Origin of the sequence: Embleya scabrispora DSM 41855 (genome assembly GCF_000372745.1) — a bacterium.
Taxonomy (GTDB): Bacteria; Actinomycetota; Actinomycetes; order Streptomycetales; family Streptomycetaceae; genus Embleya; species Embleya scabrispora.
Genome location: NZ_KB889665.1, coordinates 151,953 through 166,051, shown reverse-complemented (window position 1 = coordinate 166,051; position 14,099 = coordinate 151,953). Strand labels below are relative to the sequence as shown.

Here is a 14,099-nt window from a genome sequence, read left to right as displayed (position 1 = left end):
TTACCGGCGCGTAACTTACTCGTGAGTCACCTTCAGACGCCGTCCCTGGGCGTCGCTTCACCATGCTTTCTCGCGGGTCGGGCCACGCCCCGACCATGACGTCAGGAGACCCTCATGGGTCAATTCCGCATGCGTTCACGCGCGTGTGCGCGTCCACGCGCTCGTGCGGTCGCCGTCGTCTCGGCCGCGATCCTCGCCGGGACCGCCCTCGGTCCCGCCGCGGCGGCCGGCACCGTCCCCACGCACATCCCGACGGCGGCCGTGCAGGCCGCCGCCGGTACGTCCCTGCGTTTCGTCGACATCCCCGGCGACGGCGGCACCAAGCTCGCCGCCAATGTCGTCACACCCACCGGCGGCGCGCCCGGCACCCGCTACCCGGTCGTGGTCCTTCCGACCAGTTGGGCGATGCCACAGATCGAGTACGTCGTCCCCGCGCGAAAGCTCGCGGACAAGGGCTACGTCGTGATCGGCTACAACTCGCGCGGCTTCTGGCAGTCCGGCGGCGAGATCGAGACGGCCGGCCCCGAGGACATCGCCGACGCGTCCAGGGTGATCGACTGGGCGCTGGCCAACACGCCCGCCGATCCGGGTCGAATAGGCATGGCCGGCGTCTCGTACGGTGCCGGGATCAGCCTGCTCGCGTCCGCGTTCGACCCCCGGATCAAGGCCGTCGTCGCGATGAGCGGCTGGGCCGACCTGATCGACTCGATCTACAGCGGCCGCACCGAACACGCGCAGGCCGCAGCACTGTTGGGCGGCGCCGGCTTCCTCACCGGTCGACCCAGCGCCGAACTCACCGAGATCCTCGCAAACTTCCTTTCCGGCAACCTGGCCAAGGAGGCGGAGATGCTCGCGTGGGGTGCCAAGCGCTCGCCCGCGACCTACCTGGACCGGATCAACGCCAACGGCGCGGCGATCATGCTCGGCAACGCCTGGGGCGACTCGCTCTTCCCGCCGAACCAATATGCGGACTTCTACGGGAAGTTGACCGGCCCCAAGAGGCTGGAGTTCCGTCCCGGTGACCACGCCACCGCCGAAGCGGGCGGTTTGCTCGGACTGCCGAACGACATGTGGGCCGATTCGACCCGTTGGTTCGACCACCACCTCAGGGGCGTCGACAACGGCATCGACCGGGAGCAGCCCGTACAGCTCAAGTCCCGTACCGGCGACGGCGGCTACGAGGGCTATCCGAGTTGGCCGGCGGTGCCGTCCTCGACCCGCACCATCGCGCTCAGCGGAACCCAGCGCGTCCTGGCCAACGTCGATTCGGGGGCGGACGGCGGTACGGTCTTCCTGTCCAGCATCCTCGACCAGTTCCTCCAAGTCCCGCCGGTCGCCTCGATCCCGCTGCTGCCCAGGGCGTTCGCAGGCGTCTGGCAGAGCGACCGCTACGGCACGCAGACGAAGGTGCGCGGTACGACGAAGCTGCACACCACGGTCACCGCATCGCACGAAAGCGGAACGATCTTCGCCTACCTGTACGACGTCGGCCCGCTGGGCGTCGGCAAGTTGGTGACCCACTCGCCGCTGAGCTTCCACGGGAAGGCACCCGGAGTGGCCTTCCCGGTCGACATCGACATGTACGCGACGGCCTATGACGTGCCGGCGGGCCACCGCCTCGCGGTCGTGGTCGACACGGTCGATCCGCTCTACCTGGAGCACAATCCGTTCGGCGCCGGGATCGCCTTCTCGTCGCCGGCGAACGACCCGTCCACGGTGACGGTGCCGGTCCGCGACTGAGTCCGCCCGCGCAACGGCCGGTCCTCCCCGACGGAGGACCGGCCGTTGCCGTCCAGGGGGCGTCAGCAGGCGCCGGGGCCGACGCCGTCGATCCGGCCACCGAAGTCGCCGAGGTAGCGCGAGCGCCAGTCGCCGTTGAACACGTCGCGCTTCTCCAGCGGGCTCCAGTTGATGAAACACGCCCTGGTACTGGAGACGGCCGAACCGACGTGATCATGGAAGGCCGGCGGCATATCCCGGTACCCGCTGCGCGAGGTCCACTCCCACGTGCTGCCGTGGAACCCTTCGCCGGTCCAGAAGCAGACCGAACCGTCGGTGCACGACGGCGGCGCGGCCGGCGCGGCACTCGCGCCCGACGCCGGGAGGAGGATGGCGGTCAGCGAGAGGGCGGCGGCAAGCGCCAAGGTACGCATGTGCATCGGTTCTCCACGATCGAAACGGCAACGGCAACGGCGAACTGCCGCGACGCCGCCATGCTCCTGACCCGGCCCCCGAACCCGCCAGACTTGTCGGTTGTTTCCACCCGATCGGGGACATTACCTCCCCATCCGGCCCAGTGCTCCGCGGCCCTGGTCGCCGCGCGGATCAGGCCGCTACGCTGCGCCGGTGACTACTTCCCCTGTCCACCCGCGACCGGCCCTCAGGGCAACTTCGAGCCGCACCGGGCGCTGACATGGCGCCTTTCGTGTACCGCATCACCCCGTACGACCCGGCCGACGCGACCTCCGGCAAGCACATCCGGTACGACTGCCGCGAAGGCGTCGCAGCCGCATATGTGGCAGCACTGGGCGCATTCGCCCTCGACGCCGGAATCGACCGGCTCGCGATCGACAACCCGATGAAGAACGGCTTCCATTCCTTCTCCGTGCGCTCCGGGCTCGGTGGGCACGGACTGGTCGGCCTCTTTCCGTACGACCTCACCGGCTGTCACGACGGCGCCCTCGTTCCGCTCGGCACCGCTCTCGGCCTCGTGCGGGCGATGCTGCTCGGCCACGGCCTCTGGTGTCGACTGATAGGCGACGACGGGTTCTTCGTGCACGTCGGATACGAGCACGACGTCTACGTCGGCAGCGCCGACGCACTTTTCGAAGCCGAGAATCGTGCGCGTGCGCTGGGCCTGTTCGTCGAACAGGTCGACGCCTCACCGTACGATCCGGACACCGACGAACTCGCCGACGACCGAGCCGCCGACGATGCCTTCTGGGCCGAGTCGACCAAACTGGTCGCCGAGCGCGGCGGAGTCCTGTTGGAAGAGCGACGCGTCGGCAACGCGTACCGCTGGCACCGCCTCACCACCGCATCGGAAGTTGACGCGGTCCGGCGAGAGTTGACTCCACGCGCTCGATTGGCGGTGTGGCCGGACCTGACCGAGGACGGCGAGGCGATCCATGCCGCCATCGTGCGCCAGGAACGCCTCGCCTTGCTCGTGCAGCAGTACCCGGGCGGCGGGTTCTACGACGAACGCATCGCCGAATCGACCATGACCCGCCGCCAGATCATTTCGGCTCCGGGCCACCGCGCCGCACTCGTTCCACTGGAACCGTGCGATCGGCATCCGCTCCTGGCCGGCGTTCTCCCCGACTCCGACGGCATCTTGCGAGCCCGGTGGCGAACCAACCGCACACGGGCCGACGAACGTCGCACGTTCATCGCCTCGTTGCGGGTCGGCGACGTCGTCACCGGGGTCGTGGCGACCGGACTCAACGACGCGTCGGGGTCTACGTCGACCTGGCCGGTGCCCCGCACTGTTGTCCGGGCTTTCTCCGCGTCCCCGAGATGTCCTGGACCCGCTTCGAATCGGTCGACGAGGTTGCACCGATCGGCCGGGAAATCCGTGCGAAAGTCCTTTACATCGACTGGGCCTGGGAACAAGTGAGCCTGTCCATCAAGGAACTTCAACCCGATCCCTGGCAGCAGTACGCGGACACCCACAACGTCGGCGACACCATCACCGGCACCGTCACCGCGGTGATTCCCATCGGGGTGGCCGTGGAAATCGGCGACCGCATCGAGGGCTTGGTACACCTCACCGAACCCACGGGCCCACCGGTCGAAGTCGGCGACCGAGTAGACGTGTCCATCGCCGAGATGGACCGCGAACAGCGCAGGATCTCCCTCGTCTTCACTCCGAAACACACCGACTGACCCACCCGGTCGGAGGCCCGTCCCACGACCCGGGATCGGGCCTCCGACCGGAGGGTCGGCTACCGCGGCCGCAGTCGGTCCACCAGCGATATCCAGGCCGGATGTGCCACGGATATCACTGGGGATCGGGGTACTTTGCTGTCCCGGATGCCCAGGGCAGAGCTGATGACCGCAACTTCGACGCAATCGTCATTTCCGGTGTAGCCGGCCTTGATCCCACGAGATTCGCGCTGAACTCGATGGATCCGCGAAGCTCCTGCCGCCAATCCGCGATGGCGCTCTGGGAAGCCATCTGGGACAACGCGGACGTGTGCAGGCGATCGAACGTCGCTCCGAAGTGCTCGACGTCATCGGGTCTGTCGATCAGAAGCGAACCGGCGAACTGTTCCAACCAGGCGGCATACCGACCTCGCTTTGGCTCCAGGATCAAGCACGGCGTGGATGCCATGAATCGCGCCCCGGGCGGGAGGATTTGCACTCTGACATGCGGATGTTCCGAAATGACCTGCACCAGGTGGTCGAGCTGCTCTGCCAGGATCTCCGGACTTCCCACCGGCTGATACAGAGCGCTCTCGGTAATGACGAACCAGGCGGGTCGGCCGCCGCGAAACAGCCGATGCGCCCTCTCCATCCGCAGTTGCTGTCTCTCGCGGGCCTCTACCATGGACAAGGTGGGGTCGTGCATGAGGATGATCGCGAGGGCGTAGTCCGCGGTTTGGAGTTGTCCCGGAATGAACATCGTCTGAAAGCAGCGGACGGTCGCTGTCCCGCTCTCCAGCCGCATCAATCGATGAAGACGTTCAGGCCCCTCGGTAATGAAGGTGTGCCAGGCTTGGCTCATCTGCTCTTCGCCCGCCTCGTCGGAGGCGGTAAAGCCGAGAGCACTCAGCGGCCTCCCGAACAGATCCTCCAGCACCCGCCGATAGTCCGGCGTCGGATACGGCGGATCCGCGCTCTCCCACCGCCGGACCTGACGCACACTCACCGCCAGCCGCATGCCCATCGCGAGGGCATGTTCCTCGAAGGCGTCGGCGAACCCCGCCTGAGAGTGCAGGCCGAGCGTGCGTCGTGCGGTCACCAGCTTGGAGTTGGCTCCGAGTGGTCGTGCGGGCATGTCATCTCCGGTTGGTCCATCCCCACGCGCCGGCCCCGGCGTTCGCGTGAGTCACAGGCATCACGGGGATCACCGTGCGGCGAGCCTCCCGCACACACCGTAGCAAATCGGACACGGCGCTTGTAACGAAACGGAAAGACCCGAACCCATCCCGCGGCCGTCGAGCAGTTTGCCCATTCCTGTGACGACTCGGGTGCTTTCGGTGAGACGCTGCAACAACGTGCAGGAGCGCCGACACCCGAGGAGACCACGCGTGCCGAACGACGACATCTTCCAAGTGGAGACCACCTACGGTCCGGTCACCGGGCTGGTCGCCGACGACGGCACGGCCCGCTTCCTGGGCATCCCGTACGCCGCCGCTCCCACCGGGGTCAACCGGTTCGCCGCACCGGCCCCGCCGGAGGTCTGGCATGATCCGCTCCCGGCCCACACGTTCGGCCCGACGGCCCCCCGGCCGACCGACAGCGCACTCGACGAACTGCTCAGCGGCAAGGACCCGGTGCCGGGAGAAGGCTGGCTCAACCTCAACGTCTGGACCCAAGCCCGCGGCCCGGCCGTCCGCCGACCGGTCCTGGTCTGGATTCACGGCGGCGCCTTCGTGCGCGGCTCCTCGGCCGGAACCGCCTACGACGGCGCCGTATTCGCCCGGAACGGCATCGTGTGCGTATCGATCAACTACCGGCTCGGCGTGGAGGGATTCGGCTACATCGCGGACGCGCCCGCCCCGGCCAATCGCGGGTTGCTCGACCAGATCTTCGCCCTGGAGTGGGTGCGGGACAACATCGCGAACTTCGGCGGTGACCCGGACCGCATCACGGTGGCCGGCGAATCGGCCGGCGCCATGAGCATCCTGGCGCTGCTCTCGACCGGCCGCCGCGATCTGTTCCACCGGGCCATCGTGCAGAGCGGCAGCGCGCACGTGGCCCAGACTCCCGAGGACGCCGCCCTCGTCGTCGGGGCGATCGCGGCGGACCTACGCGTGGAAGCCTCCTTCGCCGGGCTGTCCACCGTGTCGCCCGCCCGCATCGTCGACGCGCAGACCCGGGTACACGACGACATCGTCGCGACCGCGGACCCGGCGAAGTACGGTGACAGCACCATCCAGACCTGCGGCATGTCCCTCGTACCGGTGATCGACGGCGCGCTGTTGCATCGGCGGCCCATCGACACGATCGCCCGCGGTGCGGGCGCGGACATTCCGCTGCTGATCGGCACCAACATCGAGGAAAACCGTCACTTCGTCCCGCTCGCCTCGACCGAGGTGCCACCGGCGGCCTGGCAACAGCGGCTCACCGATTACGGCGTGCCGGACAGCGCCACCATGTACGAGCGCTACCAGGCCGGTTCCGCGAAGCCCTACCCCCGCGACACTTCCCCGGACGTCTTCGCCGCGGTGATGACCGATCGGCTCTTCCGGATTCCCTGCCATCGGATCGCCGAGGCCCGAGCGAATGCGCCCGCTGCCTCCGCCGCCACCCACGTATACGAGTTCGGCTGGCGTACACCCAAGACGCGCGGCGAGGGCCCGCCCCTCGGGGCCTGCCACATCGCGGAGATCCCCTTCGTGTGGCAATCCCTGGACGCCTCCGGCGTGGACGAACTCGTCGTCGCTCCGCCTCGGGACCTGGCCGACGAAATGCACCGACGCTGGGTGGAGTTCATCCTGACCGGAGCACTCACCGAGTGGCCCGCCTACGACACCACACACCGCCCGGTGATGACCTTCCACCGGGACAACGAGCCGCCGAACGAGATCGTCCTGGACCCGCGCGGATACGAGCGGAGTCTGTGGGATGGCTCGCTGGACCCCGAACAGGCGATCCCGTAGCCAAACCCGCTCCCCGGGCCCGAGGCGCCCGGACCGTGGCACGGGTCGAGCCGCGCGGGCCATGGCGCAGTCCGCCCCTCGACCCGCGCCCGGCTCGGTCCGCCGTGCCCGAAAACGGCTTGACGCTCGCCGGCGCCGGCGGTCGGATGGCCATCCATGAGCACTGTGCCGCCCCCTTCCGCCATGCATCCCGACATGCATCCCATCGACGAGGAGCTCGTCCGGGCGCTGATCACCGAGCGCTTCCCGCAGTGGGCCGGGTCGGCCGTACGGCGCTTCCCCTCGGCGGGCACGGTGAACGCGATGTTCCGGCTGGCCGAGGACATGGTCGTACGCCTGCCGCTGGTTGCGGGCGGGGCCGAGGACGTGTTGATGGAGCGCGAGTGGCTCCCGCGGCTGGCGCCCCTTCTGCCGACCGCCGTCCCCGAGGTACTCGGGGCGGGTGAGCCTGCCGGAGGCTATCCGTGGCCGTGGTCGGTGTACCGGTGGCAGGCGGGCGGCAACCCCGAGGTCGGGGCGCTGAAGAATGCCGTGGCGCTCGCCGAGGACCTGGCCGGCTTCGTCACGGCGATGCGCGGCATCACCCTCCCCGGCGGGCCGCAGGCCCATCGCGGTGGCCCGCTCGCCCGGCTCGATGCCTCGACCAGGGCGGCGATCGAGGAATTGCGCGAGATCCCGGAGGAGGGCATCGACTGCGCTGCCGTAACCGCCGTGTGGGAGGACGCCCTCCGTGCTCCCGCCTGGGACGGGCCGCCCGCGTGGCTGCACGCCGATCTGATGCCGGGCAATCTGCTGGTGGACGACACCGGCAGGCTGACCGCGGTGATCGATTTCGGGTGCACGGGAGTCGGCGATCCGGCCTGCGACCTGTTCCCGGCCTGGAATCTACTGCCGGCCGACGCACGGCGGGTCTTCGGAACGGCACTCGGCGTGGACGACGCGACCTGGCGCCGAGGCCGAGGCCGAGCACTCTCTCAGGCGCTGCTCGCCCTGCCGTACTACCGCACCACCAACCCGGCGATGGCCGGCAACGCCCGACACGTGATCCGCGCGGTGCTGGGACGAGACTGATCCTGCGGCGTTCGACCGGCGGCTCCCTGCCAACGCGCGAGCGCTCAGCGCGTACCCACGGTTCGACGTCACCGTGCGCACAACCGGTCCAAGGCCGACTGGCTCTCATCGTCCGCGGCGCGGTAGATCACCAACCGCTGGTCCGGATCCTGTAGTGGCATGAGCACTTCGAATTGCACCGTGATCGCACCGACGTCGGGATGCCGCATCACCTTGTGCCCGCGGCCGTTGACGCTGACGTCCCGCTCGGCCCACAATCGCGCGAATTCCTCGTCGAGATCGGTGAGTTCGGCGATGAGGTCGGTCAACGCCCGATCCTCCGGATGTTCGGCCCACGCAGCGCGCAGGTGGGCGATCCCCTCCCGCACGACGCGTTCGCGGTCGACGTAGAACTCGCGTATCTCCGGGTGCACCAGGCACAGCCACATCGAATTGCGCTGCGACGGCGGCAGGGTGTCGAAATCCAGGAGCAACCTCGCCATCTCGCGGTTCCAGGCCAGGATGTCGTAGCGGTGGTTCATCAGCATGGCCGGCAGCGGCGACAGGTCGGCGACCAGCCGGGCCAGCGGCGGCACCGCAGTGGTGGCGGGCTCGTCCGCGTTGCGGGGGCGGCGCTGCCGGGCCAGGTCGAAGAGGTAGGTGCGTTCGTCGGGGGTCAGGCGCAGCGCCCGGGACAGCGCCTCCACCACGTCCGCCGAGGGCCGCAGCCCGCGAGCCTGTTCCAGCCGCACGATGTAGTCGACGCTGACCCCGGCCAGGTCGGCGACCTCTTCGCGGCGCAATCCCGGGGTCCGCCGGGACTGTCGACGCGACGGCAGACCGAGATCGCGCGGGTCCAGGCGTTCGCGCCGGGTCCGCAGGAACGCGGCCAGCTCGTGTGTTGTGTCCACGGTGCGGGTCGTCATGTTCGATTCAACAGCCAGGGTAGGACTGGCGTTCCCAGGAGCTTCCTTCCCTTACCCCCGGCTCGCGGCGATCACAGACTCGTTCTCGGCAACGGATCACAAGCACAGGAGGACACGATGTCGCTCACCCTCGACACCTACCGGCTGCTGGGCCGCTCCGGGCTGCGGGTCTCACCGCTGGCGCTGGGCGCGGCGACCTTCGGCACCGAGTGGGGCTGGGGCGCCGAGCAGGACGAGGCGCGCAAGCTGTTCGATCTCTACGTCGAGCGCGGCGGCAACTTCATCGACACCGCCAACACCTACACCGATGGCAGCTCCGAGCGCCTGCTGGGCGAATTCACCCGTGGCATCCGCGAAAGCCTGGTGCTGGCGACGAAATACACGGCGCTGCGCCGGCCCGGCGACCCGAATTCCGGGGGCCCGCACCGCAAGAGCCTGTTCGCGTCGGTGGAAGCCAGTCTGCGACAGCTGAACACGGACTACATCGATCTGCTCTACCTGCACGTGTGGGATTTCACCACGCCGGTCGAGGAGATCCTGCGCGGCATGGACGATCTGGTCCGGCAGGGCAAGGTCTTGTACGTGGCGATCTCCAACGCCCCGGCCTGGCAGGTGTCGCGCATGCAGGCGATCGCCGACCTGCGCGGCTGGTCGCCGCTGGTCGCGCTGCAGATCGAGTACAACCTGATCGAGCGTACCGGGGAACGCGACCTGATCCCGATGGCACGTGAGATGGGGTTGGGCGTGGTGCCGTACTCGCCACTGGCCGGCGGGGTGCTCACCGGCAAGTACAGCCGCGACGACCTGACCGCGACGCACACCGCGGTCAACGACGGTACCCGTAAGGATTTCAACATCGCCAACGGCGGGCTCACCGAACGCAACCTGGACATCGCCGATGTCGTGCGGGAGGTCGCCACGGAGCTGGGCCGCACACCCGCCCAGGTCGGGCTGGCCTGGACCCTGCAGAACCCGGGTGTGCCGGCATCGCTCATCGGCGCCCGCACTCTCGCACAGCTGGAGGACAATCTGGGCGCTCTGGAGGTCGACTTCACGGCCTCTCAACTGGCGCGCCTCGACGAGACCGGCGCGATCGAGCTCGGCTTCCCGCACAACATGCTCGCCGGCGACAGGATGCGCGCGGTGACCCGCGGCGACCTGAAGATCGAAACCCGCCACTGATACCCGATCGAGCCCCGAGGACAGCGCTACCGCCGCCCTCGGGGCGATCTTCGAGCCGCCCCACCCATCGGGGTCCCGGATTCTGGGAGGACGCCCTGCGGGCCGCTGCCTGGGACGGACCGCCGGTGTGGCTGCACGCCGATCCGATGCCGGGCAACCTTCCGGTGGACGGTGGCGGCCGGTTGACCTCGGTGATCGACTTCGGGTGTATGGGGGTGGGCGATCCGGCCTGCGATCTGTTTCCGGCTTGGAACCTGCTGCCGACCGAGGCAAGGCAGGTCTTCCGCGAGGCACTCGGTGTGGACGACGCGACCTGGCGCCGCGGCCGGGGCCGCGCACTCTCCCAGGCCGTGATCGCGCTGCCGTACTACCGCACCACGAATCCGGTGATGGCACGCAATGCCCGACACGTGATCCGGACGATCCTTGACATCAAGTTCGCTTGAGGTTCTAGATTTGGGCTCGAAAACGAGCGGCCGGGGCCTCAGGGGCCCGGCAAACACGGACGGAGCGCGGCGGACATGGCGACGTACACCGAGATCGAACGGGCGTACCTGCTCGGACAGGGGCTGGGTCGGCTTGCCACCGTAGGGCCCAACGGCGAGCCGCAGGTGCGGCCCGTCGGCTTTCGGCTCAACGAGGACGGGACGATCGACATCGGCGGGCCCAACCTCAGCGCGAGCCGGAAGTGGCGCAACGCCGAGCGCGATCCGGCCGTGGCGTTCGTCGTGGACGACATGACGCCGGACGAGCCGGGGGCGTACAAGCCGGGCTGGGGGCGCGGCGTGGAGATCCGCGGCCGGGCCGAGTTGCTGCGCGACCACGAACCGCCGTTGGCGGTCGGGTTCTTCAGCAACGAGGTGCTGCGGATCCACCCCGATCGGGTGATCGGCTGGAACCTCGAAGACGCTTCCTGACCCGAACGGGCACGGGAATGGGCATGGACACGCGGACGGTCGGGGCTCCGCGACACTCCGACGGACCGACATCGCCGGCTGCCCGGGTGATGTCGGTCCGTCTGCCTACGCTGGCCGAATGAGGATCAAGCGCGTCGTACCCAGCGTCTCCGCCACCGAGCTCGGCCCGAACCGGGACTTCTATCAGGACTTCCTCGGTTTCGAGCCGGCCATGGACGAGCCCGGGTTCCTGATGTTCCGCTCGCCGAGCAACCCGACCGCGCAGGTGATCGTGGTCACCGACGACTGCGACTGGGACGCCCAGTCCGGCCGCACGGCGATGTCGATCGAGGTCGAGGACGTCGACGCGGCCTACGCCCAGGCCCGCGAACGGGGCTACGAGATCGTCTACCCGATCACCGACGAGGTCTGGGGCGTGCGCCGCTTCTTCATCCGTGACCCCAACGGCTACGTGCTCAACATCAACATGCACATCGCCGATCGAGGCTGAGCCGCAGCCGCTCGGCCATCAGCACCGGCCGAGCCCGCTCGGCCCACCGGGTCACCGGGTCACCGACTGCCGATCGAGGCACCCAGCGCATGGCCGCCGAAGCCGTCGTCCGCATGCTGTGCCGCCCACCAGTCGACCATGTGCTCCGGCGTCATGACGGTCCAGTCCGGGGTGTCCTCGACCATCGCGTAGCCCATCGCCCGGGCCACCCGGACCAGGTCCGCGCCCGCCGGGTGACGCTCCGCCTGATAGCGCGCCAGCACCTCGTCCCACGAACCGTCCCGGCCCACCTCCCGGCACGCGGTCTCGAAGGCCACCGCGTCCTGGATGCCCTTGACCGCGCCACTGGCCACGTGCGGGCGGGCGATCGCCGCCGCATCCCCGGCGACCAGCGCGCGGCCGCTCGTATAGGCGTCCACCACCAGGTCGTTGATCGGCTGGATCAACGTCTCGCTCTCGGGGGTGGCGGTCACCAGGTCGGCCCAGAACGGCGGGAAGTACTTGCGGGCCAGTTCCAACAGAGCCGGCCGCGGGTTGTCCGTACCGCCCACGGCGCTGTACAGGCCCCACGACATCCGGTCGCCCGCACTGCCGGGAATGCGGTACATCACGCCCTGGCCGTTCGGGATGCAGACCGAGATCAGGTGGTCGAGCGGCTCGTGCTCCCACGCGCAACTCCCGCGCCACATCGTGTAGCCCGCGTATTGCGGCACGGCGGCCGGGAACAGCGCGGTACGCACGGCGGAGCCGTACCCGTCGGCGCCGACCACCACGTCGTAGTGCTCCCGAGTGCCGTCCGGCAGCACCACCTCGCCGTCCGCGCCCAGGGTGACCGGCGTGCCGCCGCGGTAGTCCACCTCGGCCGGCACCCGGCGTCGCAACCCCTGCCACAACTGGCCCCAGTTGTACATCCGGAACGCGGCCGACTGGTCCCAGAGCAGCCGGCCCCGGGGCGAACTCCCGTCGTCGACGAGCCATTGGCGCCCGACCACGTTGCGCCAGGGGGTGCTGTCGTCGATGTAGCCGGCGGCCTCCAGTTCCACGTAGCGGTCGACGTGCAACGCGATGCCCACACCTCGGTCGGCGAGTTCGCCGGTGGTGCGCTCGTACACGGTGACCTCGGCCCCGCCGCGCGCCGCCGCCAGCGCGAAGGCGCAGCCCGTGATACTTCCGCCGACCACGGCGACCCTGCCTATCGGCATGCCCATCTCCCCTTGTCCGCATCCGACTTCGTACGGATGCCCGAACGCGCTTGCGTCCGGAAGGACCCTACGGGATGTCGGCGATGATCCGATCACGGACAACGACCAGTTGGGCTCGCCTGGTTTCGTCGAACCGAATCTCGGCTTCCGCGCTGCCGTCGTCGACCGGAAGCCGACGCCGATCCTCGATCAACGCGGTCAGCCGCGGCAACGCACCGACCGCGTGCCGCCCCATGTCGGCGAGCACCGGCAGCGCGTGTGCGCCCACGTACTGATCACCGGCGACCGCGGACAATTCGGCGACGAGACGCTCGGCGATGTCGGCGTCCACGGCACCCCGCAGTCGCCAAACGACCCCCGCCAACTCGTACTTGAGCACCGACTCGGACTCGAACAGGGCCATCGCCTGCCGGCCCTGACGCTCGGTCAACCCACCGCACGCCATCAGCCCGATCAGCGCCCGGCCGACCCGGCGCCGGGACTCGACCACGTCGATCGGCTGTTCCGCCAACCATGGCTCGACGTCCGATCGCCCGCCGGGCGGCCGTCGGGCGGCGAAGACCGCGTGCAACTCCGGCACATGCGCCTCGATCGGTGCCGGCGCACCCGGTTCGTCCGACAGCGCCCGTCCGACGTCGTCCGCGTCCGCCGCCCACAGCTCGACCGCCGCCCGCCACAGGTCGCCCGACAACCGCGCCACCCGCAGCGTCTCCGCGCGAAGCGCCGGGTCCCCACCGGCCGCGACCTCGGTCAGGGCGGGCAACAGCTCGACCGGGGCGGTACGCCACAACCGAATCGCCGCCGACGCCATGTCCAGACCGACCCACCGCACACCCGCGTCCTCGGCCGCGAGGAGCAGTCGCACGACGCGGTGGCACTCTTCCTCGTGATCGTTGCGACCCAACCGCCACGCCCAGGCCGAACCCCAGGACCGAGCGCCGAGCCCGACCCGACGCACCGCCGTCGGCAGATCGGCCGCGATCGCCTCGTCCAGCGCCTGTACCCACGCCCACGGCACGCCCTCCGTGCCCAGCAGTCCCAGCGCCGCGAGTACCCGCACCGCCGGATCGCCGTCCTCCAGCAGCCCCGTGAGCACGTCCTCGAACGCACCGGCCCGACCGAGCAGGGCCGTCACGCCCGCCACCCGCACATCCGGATCGGCCAGGTCCGGCAACCGTGACGACACCGTCTCGGCATCCTGTGTCGCCACGAACAGCGCCACCGCCGCGACCCGCACGCCGGGCTCCGCGTCCACCACGTACACCGCGGCGCGCTCGGCGACGACCGGCCACGTGCGCCCGAACTCGGCCAGCGAGTGGAGCAGTTCGATCGCGCTCACCCGCGTCTCGACCGTTCCGGCGTCGGCGAGCGCGAGCAGCAACCGGGTCACCGGTCCGTCCCGATCGGCGCGCACCGCCGTGAAGATCGCCGTGCGCTCCGGGCCGGCCGCGACCGCCGCTCCCGAGGTCACGGCTCGTCTGATCGTCTCTTGATCCGTCATCGCG

Annotated in this window: 14 protein-coding genes and 1 pseudogene; 9 read left to right on the top strand and 6 right to left on the bottom strand. The window is 69.5% G+C overall.

Annotated elements, in window-relative coordinates; translation table 11 throughout:
- The first annotated feature begins 114 nt into the window (after positions 1 to 114).
- Positions 115 to 1,740, top strand: coding sequence for an alpha/beta fold hydrolase (locus A3IC_RS0120135; RefSeq protein WP_020551851.1), 1,626 nt, complete (start codon positions 115 to 117; stop codon positions 1,738 to 1,740).
- A 62-nt stretch (positions 1,741 to 1,802) separates the two neighbouring features.
- On the opposite strand, the gene A3IC_RS0120130 is transcribed toward A3IC_RS0120135, so the two are convergent.
- Positions 1,803 to 2,159, bottom strand: a complete 357-nt coding sequence (locus tag A3IC_RS0120130; protein ID WP_020551850.1) for a peptidase inhibitor family I36 protein — start codon at positions 2,157 to 2,159, stop codon at positions 1,803 to 1,805.
- A gap of 254 nt (positions 2,160 to 2,413) precedes the next feature.
- Here A3IC_RS0120130 and A3IC_RS55490 point away from each other — a divergent pair, with 254 nt between their 5' ends.
- Positions 2,414 to 3,616, top strand: coding sequence for a hypothetical protein (locus tag A3IC_RS55490; RefSeq protein ID WP_020551849.1), 1,203 nt, complete (start codon positions 2,414 to 2,416; stop codon positions 3,614 to 3,616).
- A complete protein-coding gene (locus A3IC_RS0120120) occupies positions 3,613 to 3,885 on the top strand; it encodes a S1 RNA-binding domain-containing protein (protein ID WP_020551848.1) in 273 nt (90 codons plus the stop codon). Before A3IC_RS55490 ends, A3IC_RS0120120 begins: the two co-directional genes overlap by 4 nt.
- A 59-nt stretch (positions 3,886 to 3,944) precedes the next feature.
- On the opposite strand, the gene A3IC_RS71140 is transcribed toward A3IC_RS0120120, so the two are convergent.
- Both A3IC_RS71140 and A3IC_RS71135 read right to left on the bottom strand, forming a co-directional pair.
- Positions 3,945 to 4,034 (bottom strand): DUF397 domain-containing protein, encoded by a 90-nt coding sequence (locus A3IC_RS71140; protein WP_245599356.1) that lies wholly within the window; start codon positions 4,032 to 4,034, stop codon positions 3,945 to 3,947.
- On the bottom strand, positions 4,001 to 4,999 hold the full coding sequence (locus A3IC_RS71135) for a DUF5753 domain-containing protein (protein WP_245599354.1): 999 nt from the start codon (positions 4,997 to 4,999) through the stop codon (positions 4,001 to 4,003). The genes A3IC_RS71140 and A3IC_RS71135 overlap by 34 nt, the downstream gene beginning before the upstream one ends.
- 253 nt (positions 5,000 to 5,252) lie before the next feature.
- On the opposite strand from A3IC_RS71135, the gene A3IC_RS0120110 reads away from it, so the two are divergent.
- Entirely contained in the window at positions 5,253 to 6,827 is a 1,575-nt protein-coding gene (locus tag A3IC_RS0120110) for a carboxylesterase/lipase family protein (RefSeq protein WP_020551847.1), read from the top strand.
- 183 nt (positions 6,828 to 7,010) lie between these two features.
- Positions 7,011 to 7,898, top strand: coding sequence for an aminoglycoside phosphotransferase family protein (locus A3IC_RS0120105; protein WP_020551846.1), 888 nt, complete (start codon positions 7,011 to 7,013; stop codon positions 7,896 to 7,898).
- Positions 7,899 to 7,966: 68 nt separating this feature from the next.
- Here the strand turns inward: A3IC_RS0120105 and A3IC_RS0120100 are convergent, their stop codons facing one another.
- Complete coding sequence (locus tag A3IC_RS0120100; RefSeq protein WP_020551845.1) at positions 7,967 to 8,803, bottom strand: helix-turn-helix domain-containing protein; 837 nt, start codon at positions 8,801 to 8,803, stop codon at positions 7,967 to 7,969.
- A 117-nt stretch (positions 8,804 to 8,920) separates the two neighbouring features.
- Between A3IC_RS0120100 and A3IC_RS0120095 the strand changes: the two are divergent.
- The 4 genes and pseudogenes from A3IC_RS0120095 to A3IC_RS0120080 form a co-directional block, all read left to right on the top strand.
- A pseudogene (locus A3IC_RS0120095) lies at positions 8,921 to 9,874 on the top strand (aldo/keto reductase); the annotation flags it as partial.
- A complete protein-coding gene (locus A3IC_RS71130; protein ID WP_086018455.1) occupies positions 9,760 to 10,431 on the top strand; it encodes a phosphotransferase in 672 nt (223 codons plus the stop codon). The pseudogene A3IC_RS0120095 and the gene A3IC_RS71130, both read left to right, overlap by 115 nt.
- A 75-nt stretch (positions 10,432 to 10,506) precedes the next feature.
- Positions 10,507 to 10,902, top strand: coding sequence for a PPOX class F420-dependent oxidoreductase (locus tag A3IC_RS0120085; protein WP_020551842.1), 396 nt, complete (start codon positions 10,507 to 10,509; stop codon positions 10,900 to 10,902).
- A 118-nt stretch (positions 10,903 to 11,020) separates the two neighbouring features.
- Positions 11,021 to 11,392: a VOC family protein gene (locus A3IC_RS0120080; RefSeq protein WP_020551841.1), complete on the top strand. Its 372-nt coding sequence runs from the start codon at positions 11,021 to 11,023 to the stop codon at positions 11,390 to 11,392.
- A gap of 59 nt (positions 11,393 to 11,451) precedes the next feature.
- Here the strand turns inward: A3IC_RS0120080 and A3IC_RS0120075 are convergent, their stop codons facing one another.
- Both A3IC_RS0120075 and A3IC_RS0120070 read right to left on the bottom strand, forming a co-directional pair.
- The gene (locus tag A3IC_RS0120075; protein WP_026218494.1) at positions 11,452 to 12,594 is read right to left on the bottom strand and encodes an FAD-dependent monooxygenase; all 1,143 of its coding nucleotides are present in this window, start codon (positions 12,592 to 12,594) and stop codon (positions 11,452 to 11,454) included.
- A gap of 67 nt (positions 12,595 to 12,661) precedes the next feature.
- Entirely contained in the window at positions 12,662 to 14,095 is a 1,434-nt protein-coding gene (locus tag A3IC_RS0120070) for a hypothetical protein (RefSeq protein ID WP_158696020.1), read from the bottom strand.
- Positions 14,096 to 14,099: the final 4 nt, after the last annotated feature.

Bases quoted from the DNA above. Each gene is read 5' to 3' on its own strand.
- A3IC_RS0120070 (WP_158696020.1), bottom strand. From the start codon at position 14,095: ATGACGGATCAAGAGACGATCAGACGAGCCGTGACCTCGGGAGCGGCG.
- A3IC_RS0120100 (WP_020551845.1), bottom strand. From the start codon at position 8,803: ATGACGACCCGCACCGTGGACACAACACACGAGCTGGCCGCGTTCCTG.
- A3IC_RS0120105 (WP_020551846.1), top strand. From the start codon at position 7,011: ATGCATCCCGACATGCATCCCATCGACGAGGAGCTCGTCCGGGCGCTG.
- A3IC_RS0120135 (WP_020551851.1), top strand. From the start codon at position 115: ATGGGTCAATTCCGCATGCGTTCACGCGCGTGTGCGCGTCCACGCGCT.
- A3IC_RS71135 (WP_245599354.1), bottom strand. From the start codon at position 4,999: ATGCCCGCACGACCACTCGGAGCCAACTCCAAGCTGGTGACCGCACGA.
- A3IC_RS0120080 (WP_020551841.1), top strand. From the start codon at position 11,021: ATGAGGATCAAGCGCGTCGTACCCAGCGTCTCCGCCACCGAGCTCGGC.
- A3IC_RS55490 (WP_020551849.1), top strand. From the start codon at position 2,414: ATGGCGCCTTTCGTGTACCGCATCACCCCGTACGACCCGGCCGACGCG.
- A3IC_RS0120130 (WP_020551850.1), bottom strand. From the start codon at position 2,159: ATGCACATGCGTACCTTGGCGCTTGCCGCCGCCCTCTCGCTGACCGCC.
- A3IC_RS0120075 (WP_026218494.1), bottom strand. From the start codon at position 12,594: ATGCCGATAGGCAGGGTCGCCGTGGTCGGCGGAAGTATCACGGGCTGC.
- A3IC_RS0120085 (WP_020551842.1), top strand. From the start codon at position 10,507: ATGGCGACGTACACCGAGATCGAACGGGCGTACCTGCTCGGACAGGGG.